General features: G+C 66.4%; 16 protein-coding genes and 1 tRNA gene. 2 read left to right on the top strand and 15 right to left on the bottom strand.

Translation table 11 applies throughout. From position 1 onward, the window contains the following. Positions 1-152: 152 nt before the first annotated feature. From istB to GYM46_RS00870, 11 genes are all read right to left on the bottom strand, one after another. On the bottom strand, positions 153-881 hold the full coding sequence (gene istB, locus GYM46_RS00920) for an IS21-like element helper ATPase IstB (protein ID WP_003170613.1): 729 nt from the start codon (positions 879-881) through the stop codon (positions 153-155). After that, a complete protein-coding gene (gene istA / locus GYM46_RS00915) occupies positions 868-2379 on the bottom strand; it encodes an IS21 family transposase (RefSeq protein WP_164952576.1) in 1512 nt (503 codons plus the stop codon). Before istA ends, istB begins: the two co-directional genes overlap by 14 nt. Before the next feature lie 305 nt (positions 2380-2684). Further along, positions 2685-4403, bottom strand: a complete 1719-nt coding sequence (poxB, locus tag GYM46_RS00910; protein ID WP_040350006.1) for a ubiquinone-dependent pyruvate dehydrogenase — start codon at positions 4401-4403, stop codon at positions 2685-2687. Between the two features lie 818 nt (positions 4404-5221). Next, a complete protein-coding gene (locus GYM46_RS00905; protein WP_081836069.1) occupies positions 5222-6025 on the bottom strand; it encodes a tyrosine-type recombinase/integrase in 804 nt (267 codons plus the stop codon). Positions 6026-6174: 149 nt separating this feature from the next. Further along, a tRNA-Ser gene (locus GYM46_RS00900) sits at positions 6175-6264 on the bottom strand. Positions 6265-6350: 86 nt separating this feature from the next. Next, a complete protein-coding gene (locus GYM46_RS00895) occupies positions 6351-7301 on the bottom strand; it encodes an NUDIX hydrolase (protein ID WP_008261123.1) in 951 nt (316 codons plus the stop codon). A gap of 2 nt (positions 7302-7303) precedes the next feature. Next, entirely contained in the window at positions 7304-7897 is a 594-nt protein-coding gene (locus GYM46_RS00890; RefSeq protein ID WP_040350008.1) for a YfbR-like 5'-deoxynucleotidase, read from the bottom strand. Positions 7898-8056: 159 nt separating this feature from the next. Then, positions 8057-8866 carry a hypothetical protein gene (locus tag GYM46_RS00885; protein WP_008264116.1) on the bottom strand — a complete coding sequence of 270 codons (810 nt, stop codon included), beginning with the start codon at positions 8864-8866 and terminating at the stop codon, positions 8057-8059. A gap of 68 nt (positions 8867-8934) precedes the next feature. Then, on the bottom strand, positions 8935-9795 hold the full coding sequence (locus tag GYM46_RS00880) for an AAA family ATPase (RefSeq protein ID WP_008261076.1): 861 nt from the start codon (positions 9793-9795) through the stop codon (positions 8935-8937). A 63-nt stretch (positions 9796-9858) separates the two neighbouring features. Next, positions 9859-10056, bottom strand: a complete 198-nt coding sequence (locus GYM46_RS00875) for a hypothetical protein (protein ID WP_008264396.1) — start codon at positions 10054-10056, stop codon at positions 9859-9861. A gap of 25 nt (positions 10057-10081) precedes the next feature. Beyond that, positions 10082-10519, bottom strand: coding sequence for a hypothetical protein (locus GYM46_RS00870; RefSeq protein WP_008259506.1), 438 nt, complete (start codon positions 10517-10519; stop codon positions 10082-10084). Positions 10520-10674: 155 nt separating this feature from the next. Between GYM46_RS00870 and flbT the strand changes: the two genes are divergently transcribed. Both flbT and flaF read left to right on the top strand, forming a co-directional pair. Next, complete coding sequence (flbT, locus tag GYM46_RS00865; protein WP_008259969.1) at positions 10675-11097, top strand: flagellar biosynthesis repressor FlbT; 423 nt, start codon at positions 10675-10677, stop codon at positions 11095-11097. Next, complete coding sequence (flaF, locus tag GYM46_RS00860) at positions 11057-11422, top strand: flagellar biosynthesis regulator FlaF (protein WP_008260160.1); 366 nt, start codon at positions 11057-11059, stop codon at positions 11420-11422. Before flbT ends, flaF begins: the two co-directional genes overlap by 41 nt. 292 nt (positions 11423-11714) lie before the next feature. Here the strand turns inward: flaF and GYM46_RS00855 are convergent, their stop codons facing one another. From GYM46_RS00855 to GYM46_RS00840, 4 genes are all read right to left on the bottom strand, one after another. Beyond that, the gene (locus GYM46_RS00855) at positions 11715-12353 is read right to left on the bottom strand and encodes an exopolysaccharide biosynthesis protein (RefSeq protein ID WP_008260023.1); all 639 of its coding nucleotides are present in this window, start codon (positions 12351-12353) and stop codon (positions 11715-11717) included. Between the two features lie 101 nt (positions 12354-12454). Continuing rightward, positions 12455-12643, bottom strand: coding sequence for a DUF3008 family protein (locus tag GYM46_RS00850; protein ID WP_008261669.1), 189 nt, complete (start codon positions 12641-12643; stop codon positions 12455-12457). Between the two features lie 30 nt (positions 12644-12673). Then, entirely contained in the window at positions 12674-13843 is a 1170-nt protein-coding gene (locus GYM46_RS00845) for an isovaleryl-CoA dehydrogenase (protein ID WP_008261281.1), read from the bottom strand. Between the two features lie 43 nt (positions 13844-13886). Then, positions 13887-15467, bottom strand: a complete 1581-nt coding sequence (locus GYM46_RS00840; protein ID WP_008260862.1) for a lysozyme — start codon at positions 15465-15467, stop codon at positions 13887-13889. Positions 15468-15485 lie beyond the last annotated feature (18 nt).

Genomic DNA, 15485 nt, shown 5'->3' with positions numbered 1-15485 from the left:
GTCTAAAAGGGACCCCCTATCGGCGTGCAATAGGGACCCCCTTTTGAGGTTCGGGATGGACGTCACGAGCGCACCGCTTGCGAGGGTTGGGGCGTAGGGAGGGCGTAGCCCGACCGGAGGCTCAACCCTCGCCTGGCGTTCTTCGTGGAGGGTTAGCTGCGGTGTTTGAAGCGCCAGCTGTCGTTGCCGGTCTCGACGATGTCGCAGTGGTGGGTGATGCGGTCGAGCAGGGCCGTGGTCATCTTGGGATCGCCGAACACGGTCGGCCATTCGCCGAAGGCGAGGTTGGTCGTGACGATCACCGAGGTCCGCTCGTAGAGCTTGCTGATCAGGTGGAACAGCAGCTGGCCGCCCGAGCGGGCGAACGGCAGGTAGCCAAGCTCGTCGAGGACCACGACGTCGAGGCGGCAGAGGTGAGCAGCCAGCGCACCGGCCTTGCCCAGGCGGGTCTCCTCCTCGAGGCGGTTCACCAGGTCGACGGTGTTGAAGTACCGGCCACGCGCCCCGGCCCGCACGACGTTGGCGATGATGGCGGTGGCCAGGTGGGTCTTGCCCGTGCCGGTCCCGCCGACCAGCACGATGTTGCGCCGGTTCGCCAGGAAGGCGCCGCTGTGAAGCGAGCGCACCAGCCCCTCGTTGATCGGCGTGTCGTCGAACACGAAGGCGTCGAGGTCCTTCACGGCGGGCAGCCTGGCCGCCGCCATCCGGTAACGGATGGAAGCCGCATGCCGGTGGGTCGTCTCGGCGCGCAGCAGGTCGGCGAGGATCTCCATGGTCGTGCGCTTGCGCTGCAGGCCCGTGGTGACCGCCTCGTCGAAGGCTCCGGCCATGCCCTTGAGGCCCAGGCCGGTCAGGGCCGCCATCATCTCATGCCGCTGCATGCATGCCTCGCAAGCTGTCGTAGCGGTCGCAGTCCGCCAGAGGCGGATGCCGCAGCGCCAGGTCATCGGGCGTGACGATGCTCAGCGGCCGGGGCGGTTCGCGCCGGCGCGCCAGGATGTTGAGGATGACGTCGTCGCTGACGGTCCCGGCGGCGAGCGCCTCGCGCGCCGCGGCCTCGACCGGCTCCAGGCCGTCTTCCAGCACCGCCGCCAGAACCCGCACGAACCGGCGATCGGCTTCGTCGCCCGCACCCAGCTTGCGCCTCAGGCGGGCCAGCCCCGGCGGCAACTCCCAGTCCTGGAACGGCGCGCCATTGCGCAGGGCTCCGGGCTTGGTCGCCAGCACCGGGAGGTAGTGCCAGGGATCGTAGAGGGTCCGGTCACGACCGAAGAACCGGCGATGGTCGGCGACGACCTCACCCTCGCAGCGCACGACGATCCGGTCGGCATAGGCGCGGACCTGCACCGTACGGCGCCCGGCCTTCGCCATCACCGAGTAGCGGTTACGGTCGAAGCTGATCAGGCAGGTCCCCGTCACCGCGTGCTCGCTCTCGTGGAAGCCGTCGAACGGGCCCAGCATCGGCTGCAGCGCCGGCCGCTCGGCGGCCAGGGCCTGAGCAACCGTCAGCTCTTTCTGCTCGGGGTGCTGACGCAGCTCGCCCCAGCGCCGGCACTCCGCCTCCAGCCAGCCGTTCAGCTCCTCCAGGCTGGTGAAGCGCAGGCGCGGCTGGAAGAACCGTCCCCGGGCCGTCTGGACCTGGTGTTCGACCTGGCCCTTCTCCCAGCCCGCCGCCGGGGAGCAGGCCGTCGGCTCCACCATGTAGTGGCTCGCCATGACCAGGAAGCGCCGGTTGAACACCCGGTCCTTGCCCGTGAACACCGTCGTCACCGCCGTCTTCATGTTGTCGTAGATCCCGCGCGTCGGCACGCCGCCGAAGAAGGCGAACGCCCGCGCATGCGCGTCGAACAGCATCTCCTGGGTCTCGCGCGGATAGGCCCGAACATAGATCGCCCGCGAGGCGCACAGCCGCATGTGCGCCACCTTCACCCGCATCGGCTTGCCCGCGATCTCCACGTCCTCGTGGCTCCAGTCGAACTGGTAGGCCTCGCCCGGCCGGAACATCAGCGGGATGAACGATGGCGCGTCCGCCACGCCCCGGCGTCGCTTCAGCCGCCACCCCGCCGCGTAGCGCCGGACCGCGTCGTACGACCCGTCGAACCCCTCGCGCACCAGCAGGTCATGAACCCGCGTCATCCGCAGCTTCTCGCGCCGCGGCCGCGCCTCGTCCTCTTCCAGCAGCTCATCGAGCCTGGCCTGGAACGGCGCCAGCCTCGGCAACGGCTGCACCGCCCGCCGATAGGCGAACTCCGCATCCGGCTCCCGGATCGCCTTGCGCACCACCTTGCGCGACAATCGAAGGTCACGCGCGATCGCCTTGATCGCCTTCCCGGACGCAAACTCGCGCCGAATCCTCAACACCGTCTCCAACACCAACATCCCGAACTCGCCGCCTGACATCCGCCAAGCCGCCACCGTTAGACCTCAGGAATGAGGGGTCCTTATTCGACGCCGATCACACCGCTAACGGGGTCCCTTTTCCACGCCGATCCACAGCCACGGCCATTGCGAACATCAGGCCCCGCCCGAGGCCGGCGGAGGCCGCAGGGGCTGCTGGGGCGGGTCGGGTATCGGCGGTCATCGGAAGGTCTTTCTGCACCTCGAACGATCCGCCCTTGTCGCCCGGATGGTCCGACCGGGTCTTGTACCGGCGTGTCATCAGACGCCGCCCGGCCTGCTGCGGTCTAGAGGTTGGTCCGGGCCAGTTCGATCACCTCGTCGCCCCGTCCGTTCATGATCGCCTTCAGCATGAACAGGCTGAAGCCCTTGGCCTGTTCCAGCTTGATCTTCGGCGGGATGACCAGTTCCTGGCCGGCTGTGACCACGTCGATCAGCACCGGGCCGGGATGGGCCAGGGCCTGGGCGACGACGTCCTCCAGCTGGTCGGAGTCTTCTACGCGGAAGCCCTTGATCCCCATGGCCGTCGCCATGGCGGCGAAGTCGGGGTTCTTCAGATCCGTGCCGGTGTCCAGGAAGCCGCCGGCCTTCATCTCCATGGCCACGAACCCCAGTGAGCCGTTGTTGAAGACGATCACCTTCAGCGGCAGGTCCAGCTGCGACAGGCTGATGAAGTCGCCCATCATCATGGTGAAACCCCCGTCCCCCGACAGTGAGATCACCTGCCGCCCCGGAGCGGCCGCCTGGGCGCCTATGCCCTGAAGCATCGCATTGGCCATGGAGCCGTGGTTGAAGGATCCCAGCAGCCGCCGCCGCCCGTTCATCTTCAGGTACCGCGCCGCCCAGACGGTGGGGGTGCCGACGTCGGCGGTGAAGATCGCATCGTCGGACGCCAGCCGGCTGACGACCTCGGCCAGATATTGGGGATGGATGGGCCGGCCCTTCGCGGACGGCCGCGCCAGATCATCCAGGCCCGCGCGCGCCGACTGATAGTGTTTGCGTGCGGCCTCTAGGAAACGCGGCGACCGATCCGGCTTCAGCTGCGGCAACAGGGCGGCGACGGTTTCGGCGACGTCCCCGACCACGCCCTGGGCCAGATGGGCGCGCTTGCCCAGGCTGGACGGGTCATGGTCGATCTGGATGATCCTGGCGTCCGACGGATAAAAGTTGCGATAGGGGAAGTCGGTGCCCAGCATGACCAGGGCGTCGCAGTTCATCATGGCGTGATAGCCGGACGAGAAGCCGATCAGGCCGGTCATGCCCACGTCGAAGGGATTGTCCCATTCGACGTACTCCTTGCCGCGCAGGGCGTGAACCACCGGCGCCTGAAGCGCCTCGGCCAGGGCCAGCACCTGATCATGGGCGCCGGCGCAGCCGCTGCCCGCCAGGATGGCGACCTTCTCGGCCCCGTTCAGCAGTTCGGCGGCCCGGGCCACATCGGCGACGGCGGGGGTGATGCGCGGCTTGCCGGGCGGGGTCCAGTCGGGCGAGGCGCCTTCCGACGCCGGGGCCAGAGCCACATCGCCGGGCAGGACGATCACCGCTACCCCGCCCTTGCCGACGGCGGTGTTCAGGGCGCGCGCCAGGACGCCCGGCATCTGGGCCGGATTGGACACCAGTTCGCAGAAGTCGCTGCATTCGCGGAACAGCTCCTGCGGATGGGTCTCCTGGAAATAGCCCAGGCCGATTTCCGACGAGGGAATATGGGCGGCGATGGCCAGGACCGGCGTGCGGTTGCGGTGACAGTCGAACAGGCCGTTGATCAGATGCAGGTTTCCTGGCCCGCAACTGCCGGCGCAGACCGCCAGCTTACCGGTGATCGCGGCCTCGGCCCCGGCGGCGAAGGCTGCGGTTTCCTCATGGCGGACATGCATCCATTCGATCTGGTCGAAGCGTCGGAGGCTGTCGTTCAGCCCGTTCAGACTGTCGCCGGTAACGCCCCAGATCCGGCTTACGCCGGCTGAAGCCAGGGTCTTGGCCAGCAAGTCCGCAACCGTCATCGACATGAGCTTGTCCTTGTGAAGTTTGCGCTCAGGGGGCGGGAACGAGCCCATCGCGTCTTGTCTGGAAATGCGTCAAAGCGTGGCCGGTTCGACCGATGGCGACGGCGCCCGATCACACTTGGCGCCAGTGTCTTTCGGCTAACCGCTTTTCGAGATCCGGCCTCAATGGCCGTCGGCGCAGGCTTTGCCGCAGTCGCCTAGTATCCGAATGCCAAATAGGCGAAGAACATTGGACGCAGGTCATCGCCCGCCCAGGCCGCGACCCCCAGCGCGGTCGGAAGCGTAACGACCAAGGCCTGGGGCCAGGATTTCCAACGCGCCGACCGCGCGGCCCGCCAGCGGCGCCGCCCAAAATCTGCGCAACTGGCCAAGTTGACCCCGTCACCGACGCTTGCCATCGCATGAGTTGGGAACGAACCGCAGCGTCCGTTGCTGGCGGCACTCTCAACGGCCGAGGGACATCTGGATAAGCTGCTGGCCGATCTAGGGAAGGTGTCGCGGGTCCGGCGCCATCGCGCTCTGCCGATTGACGAAATGCCTGGGTTCATCGCTCGCCTTTCAGACGTTGGCGGAATGGGCGCTCGAGCCCTGATGTTCGGAATTCTCATGGCTGCCCGCTGGGGGAAACCCGGGGCGCCACATGGGGCGAGATGGACGTTGCTCGCGGAATCTGAACAGCACCTGCAGAGCGCATGAAAGGGGGAAGGGTGCATCGCGCCGCGCTTTCCCGCGCCGCAATCGACCTTCTTGGCGTTCCCGGCAAACCCGACGACATCGTCTTTCCCGCTGCAAGCGGCGGGACATTGTCGACATGACCCTGATCAAGGTGCTGCGCGACCTGAAGGTGGATGCGGTTCCCCACGGCTTTCGATCCACCTTCCGCGATTGGGCGGCGGAGCGGACAGAGCATGCGCGCCTGTGCCGGGCTGCTTGGAGAGCAGGGCCATGAACTTGGGCAGTTCGGCGCGGTCGATGGCGGCATGGTGCGCGACCTTGCGCACCTTGCTCTTGGCGGGAAGGAGCAGTTCGAGGTGTCCGCGCCAGCGTGCGGGGTTTTCGCCCGAGCGCTGGCCGCGAACGGTGGACCAGTCCAGGACGGCCTCTATGCGTCCCCGAACGCGGCTGGCGGTTTCGGCCTTATCGATCCAGATCGGTTCGAGAACCCGCAGGATGTCGTTCGCGTCGATTGAGGCGACCGGCCGCGAACCGATGACCGGCTCGGCATAGGTCTTCAGGGTGGAGGTCCATTGGGCGGCGTGCTTGTCGTTGCGCCACCCGGCCCTATTGAGGCGGATATATTCGCTCACGGCCTGGGAAAAGGTCACGGCGCTGGCCCGCTGCCGACGGCAGGCCTCCTGCTCAGCCTTGCGCGCCTCAATCGGATCCACGCCCTTCAAACGGAGCTTCCGAAGCTCAAGCGCCATATCTCTGGCTTCGGCCAGGCCGACCGTATGCGCCGGGCCCAGGCCCATCTGGCGCTCGCGCCCATCGGCGGAATAGCGGAAAATCCACGACCGGGCGTCGCCCCGACCCACTTGGAGATACAGGCCCCCGCCGTCAGCATGGAGCCCAGGCTCCTTGATTCTGCTGGCTTTCAGAGCGCTCAAACGATGCAAGGCACGCATGGTTTCTACCCACGTTCCTACCCACGTTTGTGCAGCAAAACATGGCGAACCGGGGCGGTCAATGCCGGACGGGTCTAGCTCATGAAGTGTTGTTTTTATTGGGTTTTCGGACGTTCAGGAACCTTGGCGAACGCCCCTGAACAGGCGAATGGCGGAGAGGGTGGGATTCGAACCCACGGTACCCTTCCAGGCACGCCGCATTTCGAGTGCGGTACATTCGACCACTCTGCCACCTCTCCGCGGTGCATAGTCGCTTGGTCGAGCGAGCGGCTTCTCTAATGGCAGGCGCGCCGCATCGCAAGCGGTCTGTGAAAGAAATCGGACGCTATCTTTGCGCAGGTAGGGACAGGCCCGGCGCGGCGCCCGTCTGGGGGTCGACGCCCTTGAATCGAAACAGTTCGGCGGGGCGTCCGCCGGTGGTCGAGGACAGTTGTCCGGTGGGTTCGACCAGGCCTGTGCGTTCGACGCCGCGCCGGAAATTCTGCTTGTGCAGTGTCAGGCCCGAGACGGCCTCGGCGGCGGCCTGGAGTTCCGACAGGGTGAAGAGGCCGGGCGTCAGGTCGAACAGGACCGGTCGGTATTTCAGCTTGCTGCGCAGCCGGCCGAGACCTGTCGCCAGGATGCGCCTATGGTCCGATCCCATGGGCGCGCCGGGCAGCAGGGCGGAGGCCGCGGGCGGCGTCTGGCGCGCGTCGCGCCAGGCCTCGGCGACCAGTCGCGCCTCGTACAGGAGCTCATAGCGTTCCAGCACCCGTTCCTCGTTCCAACGGTGGTCGGGCGTCAGGGCGAACAGGGCGCGGGCGCGGGCCGTGCGGCGGTCGTCGGCGTCGGACCAACGGGTCAGTCCCTCGACCAGGGCGGCGTGCAGGGCGGGGTTGTCGGCGCGACGATCCTCCCACGGGAAGAAGTCGAATACGGCGTCCCAGTGCGCGTCATGGGTCTGGCCCTGGGCGGCGTCCGGGGTCAGGGCCAGATAGCCGACCGAGACCTCGCGCCTCTGGTCTGGAGTGGGGGTGGCGCGGGGCGTGGCGCGACCGGCGTCGCCGAAGGTGTAGAGCTGTTCGACGAAGCCCAGGCGGAAGCCCGTCTGGTCGGTCACGAAGTCGCGCAGAGCCCGTTCGAACGTGCGGTCGCGCACGGGATCGAACGGGCCGAAGGGCAGGGCGCGGGCGCCGTCCTCGGCCTGGGTCGTCAGGACCACGGCCCGGCGGTCCTTCAGCGCCATGACGACGACCGACAGGCCGATGCGCACGCCCTGATCCGCCGGTCCCGCCATGCCTATTCCGTATGCCAGGCGTCGTCGGCGGGCAGGAGGCCGACCGCCTTGGCCAGGACCTGATAGCGTTCCAGATAACGGGCCTGGGCGATGGAGGCCGGCTGGGGTTCGATGACCAGGCTGTAGCCCTGCGGGGGCGAGCCGAAGATGCCCAGGGATTCCTTTTCGTTGAATCCGGCCAACTGCGTCGCCTCGAAAAAGGCGCAGGCCTTGTCGGCCTTCTTGATCAGGGTCTTGATGGTCTGCGGCGTCTTGGGCGGCAGGCCGTAGCGGACGTGAATGGCCGCCTCGAGCCGGGCCTCGAAATCCTTGTAGCCTTCGCCCAGGGCCGCCTTGAACGGCGAGATCATGTCGCCGATGACGTATTCCGAGGCGTCGTGCAGAAGGGCGGCCAGGCGCCATTTCGGGTCCAGGCCCGGCTTGATGTGGGCGGCGATCTCCTCGACCACGACACTGTGCTGGGCGACCGAGAAGGCGTGTTCGCCGATCGTCTGACCGTTCCAGCGCGCGACGCGGGCCAGGCCGTGGGCGATGTCCTCGATCTCGATGTCGAAGGGCGAGGGATCGAGCAGGTCCAGGCGTCGGCCCGACAGCATGCGCTGCCAGGCGCGGACTTCGGTCTTCTTCTTGGGGCGCTCGGCCAAATCGTCGATCCTGATGGCTTGTGGGCTGGTCAGGTGACGCAAAGCGGCGCGGGGATCAAGGCGGCAAGGGCGAATCGGATCGATCAGCGCCGCATCCAGCGTGGAAAACCGTCAGTTCCCGACGTTCAGCGCGACCAGATCCTTGGCGGATTCGAACACCCGGTCGTTGGTGGCCTTGGACCGCACAGTGGCGATGACCAGGGGGCCGCCGACCGGACCGCGCGCCACGAACCCCACCTGACGCCAGGCGCCGGCTTCGACATTGTCGTCGGCGAGCAGGAAGGTCATGCGGGTGGCGTCACCGGGCGCCTGGGTGCGGACCTGGGTGGTTTCGCCGTTGGACTGGACGCTGACGTTGCTGGTCTCCGTCCGCACGCCCTGGCCGTCCTTGGACTGGATGTTGATGCCGGCGATACGGACGGAGGCGTTGTCGCCCTGGGTCTCTATGTGGATGCCGGGCAGGCTGACGGTGGCGTCTTCGCCTTTGGTCCTGATGTTGACGCCCGGCGCCTCGACCGAGGTCTTGTCTTCGCCCGTCTGACGCTCGCGGGCGTCGATCCGCACCGCCGCCTGCGGCATTTCATCGGACAGGCGGCGTTCGTAGTCCCGCAGCACCTGATCGGCCGAACGACCGTCCAGCTTGACCAGATAGAGAACCACCTCGGACCCGCGCGGCCCGCCATAGGTGCAGGATCCCCCGCCGGGGCTGGCCGATCCCTTGCGGGTCAGGACGTTCAGGGCGTCCGGGCATTGCAGGCCATCCACCACCTTCAACACGCCCAAGGGCGTGTCGTCCGGCGAGGTGGTCGTGGTGGTGGTGATGCGGACCGCGTTTTCGCCGTCGCAGGCCGCCAGGCCGGCGCTCAGGCTTGCGGCCATCAGGCCGGCGGTCAGAAGACGATACGGGGCGGTAACGCTCATGTTTGCTATTGTGGGCGCTGGGCGGCTTCGATCCAGTGAAATCGCGGTAATGCCGATCAACCGCCCGATCAACCGCCTGGGCGGCCGCCGTCGCGCCGACCCAGGAAGGCCAGCCGTTCGAACAGGTGGATGTCCTGTTCGTTCTTCAACAGGGCGCCGTGCAGGGGCGGGATCAGCTTGTTCGGCGTCTTTTCCCTCAGGGTCTCGGCGTCGATATCCTCGACCAGCAGCAGCTTCAGCCAGTCCAGCAGTTCCGAGGTGGACGGCTTCTTCTTCAGACCCGGCGTGTCGCGGATCTCGTAGAAGGTCTTGAGGGCTTCAGCGACCAGGCGGGGCTTGATGCCGGGGAAGTGGACATCGACGATGGCCGACAGGGTCTCGGCGTCAGGGAAGCGGATGTAGTGGAAGAAGCAGCGGCGCAGGAAGGCGTCCGGCAGCTCCTTCTCGTTGTTTGAGGTGATGATGACGATGGGGCGGATTTCGGCCCGGATCGTCTCGTCGATCTCCTGGACATAGAATTCCATCCGGTCGAGCTCCTGCAGGAGGTCGTTGGGGAATTCGATGTCGGCCTTGTCGATCTCGTCGATCAGCAGCACGGGGCGGGCCGGGGCGGTGAAGGCCTCCCACAGCTTGCCCTTCTTCAGGTAGTTGCGGACGTCGTGAACCCGCTCATCGCCCAGCTGGCTGTCGCGCAGGCGGCTGACGGCGTCGTATTCATACAGGCCGTTGTGCGCCTTGGTCGTCGATTTGACGTGCCAGGTGATCAGGGGCGCGTCGAAGGCCTTGGCGATCTCATAGGCCAGAACCGTCTTGCCCGTCCCGGGTTCGCCCTTGATCAGCAGAGGCCGTTCCAGCGCCACGGCGGCGTTGACCGCGACCTTGAGGTCAGCGGTGGCGATGTAGCGATCGGTGCCTTCGAACCGGCCCATGAAAAACCCGCTCCGTGAATGTCACGAAGCGGGTTAGCGGATCGGATCGGGTATGAACAGCGATCAGGTGATGTGTTTGGCCGACACCGGGTCGCTGGCGGGGAAGGTCTCTTCGACGCCTTCGTCCACCAGAGCCTCTTCGCGGCTTTCGGCCTCCTGCACCTTGTCCTTCAGCTGGTCCGTCTTGCCCTCCTCGGCGACGATTCGTTTCGCATAGGGAGTATCGGTGGATGCGTCGGCCTTGGCGTGGGGATCGTTCATGTCGTCTCCTTAAGGGATTGGCGGCTCAGGGCGCCGGATCAGGGGTTTGATCGGGCGCGTAGCCCAGTTGTTCGATGTCGTCGTCGTCGAGACGTTTGGATTCCCAGTGGGCGGCGCTGGCCTGGGCCCCGCGCTCGTTCTCCATCAGGCCGGAATAGACCAGCTCGACCTCATCGTCCGCGCGCAGATTGTTGCTGTCCGCGTCAGACTGGCTCAGGGTTTCGCCATCCACGCCCAGCAGGGCGTCGGCTTCGCGCGCGATCCCGTCGAGAGCGAGTTGATCGTCGATGTCGAGATCGTCCTCGTCGAACTCATCCTCGTCGGCGTCGCCGTCCGCCTGGGTGACGTCCAGCACCTGTTCGGCCTCGTCCAGCAGGATGTCGCCTTCGCCCTCGTCGTCGACATGGGTTTCGTCGAAGACCTCCGACTGCTCCTGGTCGTCCTGGTAATCGTTGTCCGGCATGTGCGCCTCCTCTGCGAAGAGGAAACGTCAGCCGTGGCTAGGTGTTCCAGCGTACGGGGGGACAAGAGATGGTTAACCCTCTCGCGTTAAGGTTCGACTCATCAGGTGCGGTCCAGGATTGACCGGTTCCGACCTATTGGGGAGTTCGGTCGTCCATGGCGTTGAAGCTGTCGTTGAAACCCGGCGAGCGGTTCGTGTTGAACGGCGCGGTGGTCCAGAACGGCGACCGTCGCGGGGTGCTGATTCTTCAGAACCGCGCCAGCGTGCTGCGCGAGAAGGACATCATGCAGGCGGACGAGGTCACCACCCCCGCCCGCCGGATCTATTTCCCGATCATGATGATGTATCTGGAAGAGGCCTCTGCAGCGAAGTTCTACGACGAATTGGCGCTGCGGATCTCCGAGTTCATGGGCGCGACCAAGAACCCCGCCATTCTCGCCGAATGCGTCTCCGCCTCGCGTCACGTTCTGGCGCGCGAATACTACAAGGCCCTGATGGCGGCCCGTAAGATTGTCGAATACGAAGAAAAGGTTCTGAATGTCGCTTCAAGCTTACAAAGCGGCGACGTCGCGGGCTGAGACGCCGCGCGACCTGGAGTACCGGCTCTTCGGCCAGGTCACGCGCGCGCTGGTGCATGCCTCGACGGTCGATGAACGGGATCTGGCCACGCGTATCGACGCGCTGGACTGGAACCGGCGTCTGTGGTCGACTCTGGCTTCGGACTGCGGCGATCCCGCCAACGTGCTGCCGGCGTCCCTGCGCGCGCAGATCATTTCCCTGAGCCTGTTCATCAATCGCCACTCCTCCGCTGTCATGCGCGGCGAAGAGACGTTCCAGGACCTGATCGAGATCAACCGCATGATGATGCAGGGGCTGGCGCCGGGAGCGCAGCAGGCGGCCTGAACGCGCCCTTCTTCACGAAATCGCGAAGCCTGTTGCTGCAAGCTGTTGAACCGACCTACCTTTCAGATCCCTGTTGAACAGTCGAAAGGAGGTGATCCAGTGTCTCATTGTCATCAATCGCGTGCGGTGGCCGCGACCCTGGTCCTCGGAGAGGTCCGGGCCTGACCTTTTGGTTGGCGCTAACGCCCGTCGGGCTGTTTTGGCGCTGTTCAGGCTGAGTGTTGTGGTCCGGCCGTTCGCGGTCAGACAATGAAGGGCCGTCGCGGCGACGCGGCGGCCCTTTTGTCTGGCTTCAGTGAAAGATCTGGGCGAACCAGCCGGCCGCGTGGTGGGCGACTTCGAAGACCGTGCGCCAGATCAGGAACAGATACAGGGCGCAGCCGCCGGTCGCGAGTGCGCCCAGCAGGATGGCGATCCCGTCCCTCTGCATCATGCCCAGGGCGAAGAAGACCAGGGCGATGCCGGGCAGGGCGTCGCCGAACGGGATGGGCAGGGCCATGATCAGCGCCAGGATCACGCAGATCAGACCGGTGACCGTGTCGGCGACCTCGCCGGTCAGGAACGGGATGCGCGGTCGGGTCAGGTTCTCGACGTAACGGACCGTCTTCATGATTCGCGACACCCCCGCGCGATAGGCCGCACGGCTGATGGAGGTGCGGAGCGCCCAGCGTGGGAGCCAGATCGAACTGCGCTGGAAGGCAAGCTCCAGCGACATCAATATGATGGGGACCGCGAACACCGCCTTGCCCCCTGGCGGCCAGGGCAGCAGGGCCAGCATCGAGAGAATCAGGATCATCGCCCCGAAGCCGCGCTCGCCGAAGGCCGCGACCAGCTCCTCGAGCTTCAGCTTGGGATCGTCGCCTTCGCCTAGCTCCTCGATCACGTCCGAGAAGAGCCGCAGGTCGTCGTTCGGAGGCGGTTGGGCGGGCATCAGGCGCGGCTCGGGAAAGGGGTTCGCGCCATCTAGGCGCACAGAGGTTTCACCGCCACTTACCGAACGGCAACAAAGCCGAATAATCGCACCGGCGGCGCCTATTTCTTCGCCGCGTGCTCGGGCTTGCCCTTCCGTTTGGTGTGGGCGAAGTCCTCGAGCTGTTTCTCGGTCATGGACTCCACCATCGATTTCGAAGCGCCCTGGAGTTCGGACTTGGGCGTGTCGCCGCGTTTGGCCGACAGGGCGGCGCCGGCGGCCTTCTGCTGGGCTGCGGATTTTGCGGGCATGGGATGTCTCCTTCCGCCCGGAAGAAGCCGTCAGCCGCCCAGCAGTTCCCGACCGATCAGGAAGCGACGGATTTCGTTGGTGCCGGCGCCGATGTCGTAGAGCTTGGCGTCGCGGACCAGGCGTTCGACCGGCCATTCCTTGGTGTAGCCTGCGCCGCCCAGGGCCTGGACGGCCTCAAGCGTGACCTTCACCGCGTTTTCGGACGCCAGTAGAATGGCGCCGGCGGCGTCGTAGCGGGTCGTCAGGCCGGCGTCGCAGGCGCGGGCGACCGAATAGACGTAGGCGCGGGCGCTGTTCAGGGCGACGTACATGTCCGCCACCTTGCCCTGCATCAGCTGGAATGATCCGATCGGTCGGCCGAACTGCTGGCGGTCGCGGACATAGGGCAGGACGACGTCCAGGGCGGCCTGCATGATGCCCAGCGGGCCGGCGGCGAGGACCGCGCGCTCATAGTCCAGGCCGCTCATCAGAACGCCGGCGCCGCCCCCCACCGGTCCCATGATGTTCTCCTCGGGCACCTCGCAGTCCTCGAACACCAGTTCCGCGGTGTCCGAGCCGCGCATGCCCATCTTGTCCAGCTTCTTGGAGACGCTGAACCCCTTCATGCCCTTTTCTATCAGGAAGGCGGTGCAGCCCTTTGATCCGGCGTCGGGATCGCTCTTGGCGTAAACGACCAGGGTGTCGGCGTGGGGGGCGTTGGTGATCCAGAACTTGGTTCCGTTCAGGACATAGCGGTCGCCCTTTCGGTCGGCCCGCGTCCGCATCGACATCACGTCCGAGCCGGATCCGGCCTCGGACATGGCGAGCGCGCCGACATGTTCACCGCTGATGAGTTTGGGCAGATATTTCCGCTTCTGCTCGGGCGTGCCCCAGCGGCGGATCTGGTTGACGCACAGGTTGGAGTGGGCGCCGTAGCTCAGGCCGATGGAGGCCGAGGCGCGGGACACCTCTTCCATCGCCACGACATGTTCCAGATAGCCCAGGCCCAGGCCGCCGTAGTCTTCTTCGACCGTGATCCCGTGCAGACCCAGTTCGCCCATCTCGGGCCAGAGCTCGCGCCTGAAGGCGTTTGTCGCGTCGATCTCGGCCGCCAGGGGGGCCAAGCGATCTGCCGCCCATCGGGCGGTCGTCTCGCGAATCGCGTCGGCGTTTTCGCCGAGGCTGAATTCCATGGATTGCGGCGCGAAGGGAATGCTCATGCGCAAAGGGGTAGCATCGCGCATCCTCTTTCGCAAAACAGTCTTAGGCGCGGTCGGCGCGGCCCCAGCGTTTGTAAAGATTGTAGCCCGACACCCCGACGCAGGCGAGGGCGATGACGGCCAGCACCCAGCCGATCAGGAGCGTTTCGTCGCTCGAACGGGAGGATTGCCGGAAGGCGGCCATGGCGGCGCCGAACGACAGCATGCCGATGCCGCCCATCACCAGAAAGGTCGCCGTTTCGCTCCAACTGCCCTGCTGAGCGGTGGGCGCGACCGGAGCATAGTCGGCCTGGATCTCTTCATCGATCGCGGAATTCTCTTCCGCCTCGAACAGAGGCGTCTGGTCAGGATCGACCGCCTCGCGGCTCTCGGGCCATGCCTGGCGGGCGTTCGACGATTCCTGCGGCGAGACAGGATCAGCCGTCAGTTCAAGCGGGATCGGATCCTGCGGCGGCGCGGCGGCGGCGAACACCGGGACTTCGACCGCCTGCTCGGCGATCATTTGCGGTTGTTCAAACGTCTCAGGCGCGTCTTCTGAAGTCGCAGGTTCTACAGCCGGTTCAGGCGTTGAAACCTCCCCGCCGGCGACCGCTGTTTCGCCTGGCGAGGGGGCGGGCAGGGCCGCGGGCGGGGTGAATGAAGTCTCGACCGCACGGTCTTCCGTCGCCTCGACCTCGACGTCTTGCGCAACGAGGTCATTGGCGGCGGCGGTCGCCTCCGGCTTGGCGTTCACGCGTCCCGCTCCAAAGCCGAGCAGCGGGCCGTGGGCGCGCACGGCGTAGGGGGAGTAGAAGGCGGCGACGCCGGCCGTCTTGTCGATCTGAGGTGCGGGCGGCGAAGGGCGCGGCTCCGGTTCTTTCGCCGGTTCGGCTTCTTCGGCGACGTCTGTCTCGATCAGGACGTCCGGGGTCGATTCCTCTTCGACCGGCGCGACTTCAAGCGCCGGAGGCGTCTCGTCGGCAGCGACGGGAAGCAGACCGTCCTGGTCTTCGCCCAGCAGAACCGCGACGGCCGCCGCTCTCGTTAGGGTCGCCGACGGCAGGGCCGGGAAGGGCGCGACATCCGCGTTTTCGAACGTGCCCCCCTCAACCGGCGTTTCCGGTTCGACGGTGCGTTCCACGAGGGTGGCGGCCACCGGCGGCAGGGGCGCGGCGAGAAGGTCGGCCAGCGAAACCGGCGCGTCGGGATTGGCGACGAACAGGGCGCGTTCGGCGGCGCGGCGTCGCGGCGGCGTGGCGATCTCGGTGTCGTCCGACCAGCCGCCAAGGGCCTCGGCGGCTTCGTCAGGCGCGCCCGCGTTCAATCGGGCCAGGACGTCTGACGTCGTGAAACGATCAACCCCCACCGAGAAGGCGAAACTGGCGAGGGCGTCGAACTGATGCTGGTTCAGCGGCGCCTGGACGGAGCCGATGGCGCGAACCACCGGGATCAGGTCGTACTGCAACAGCAGTTCGGCGTCGCTCTCGGACACGCTCAGCCCTTCGCGGGCGGAACGGGTATGGCCATAGCCGATCGTCCAGCGGCCGTCGGCGCGCTGAACGGCTCGCGGGCGGAAACCCTCGAAGCTCTTGATCAGAATGACCCCTTCGCGAGAGATCTTGGTCGGTTTCGGCGTGTCAGACACAGGTGTTGCCCCAAAGCG

Origin of the sequence: Brevundimonas mediterranea (genome assembly GCF_011064825.1) — a bacterium.
GTDB lineage: Bacteria > Pseudomonadota > Alphaproteobacteria > Caulobacterales > Caulobacteraceae > Brevundimonas > Brevundimonas mediterranea_A.
The sequence above is the reverse complement of the archived record's forward strand: the minus strand, read 5'-3'. Positions and strand labels throughout refer to the sequence as shown.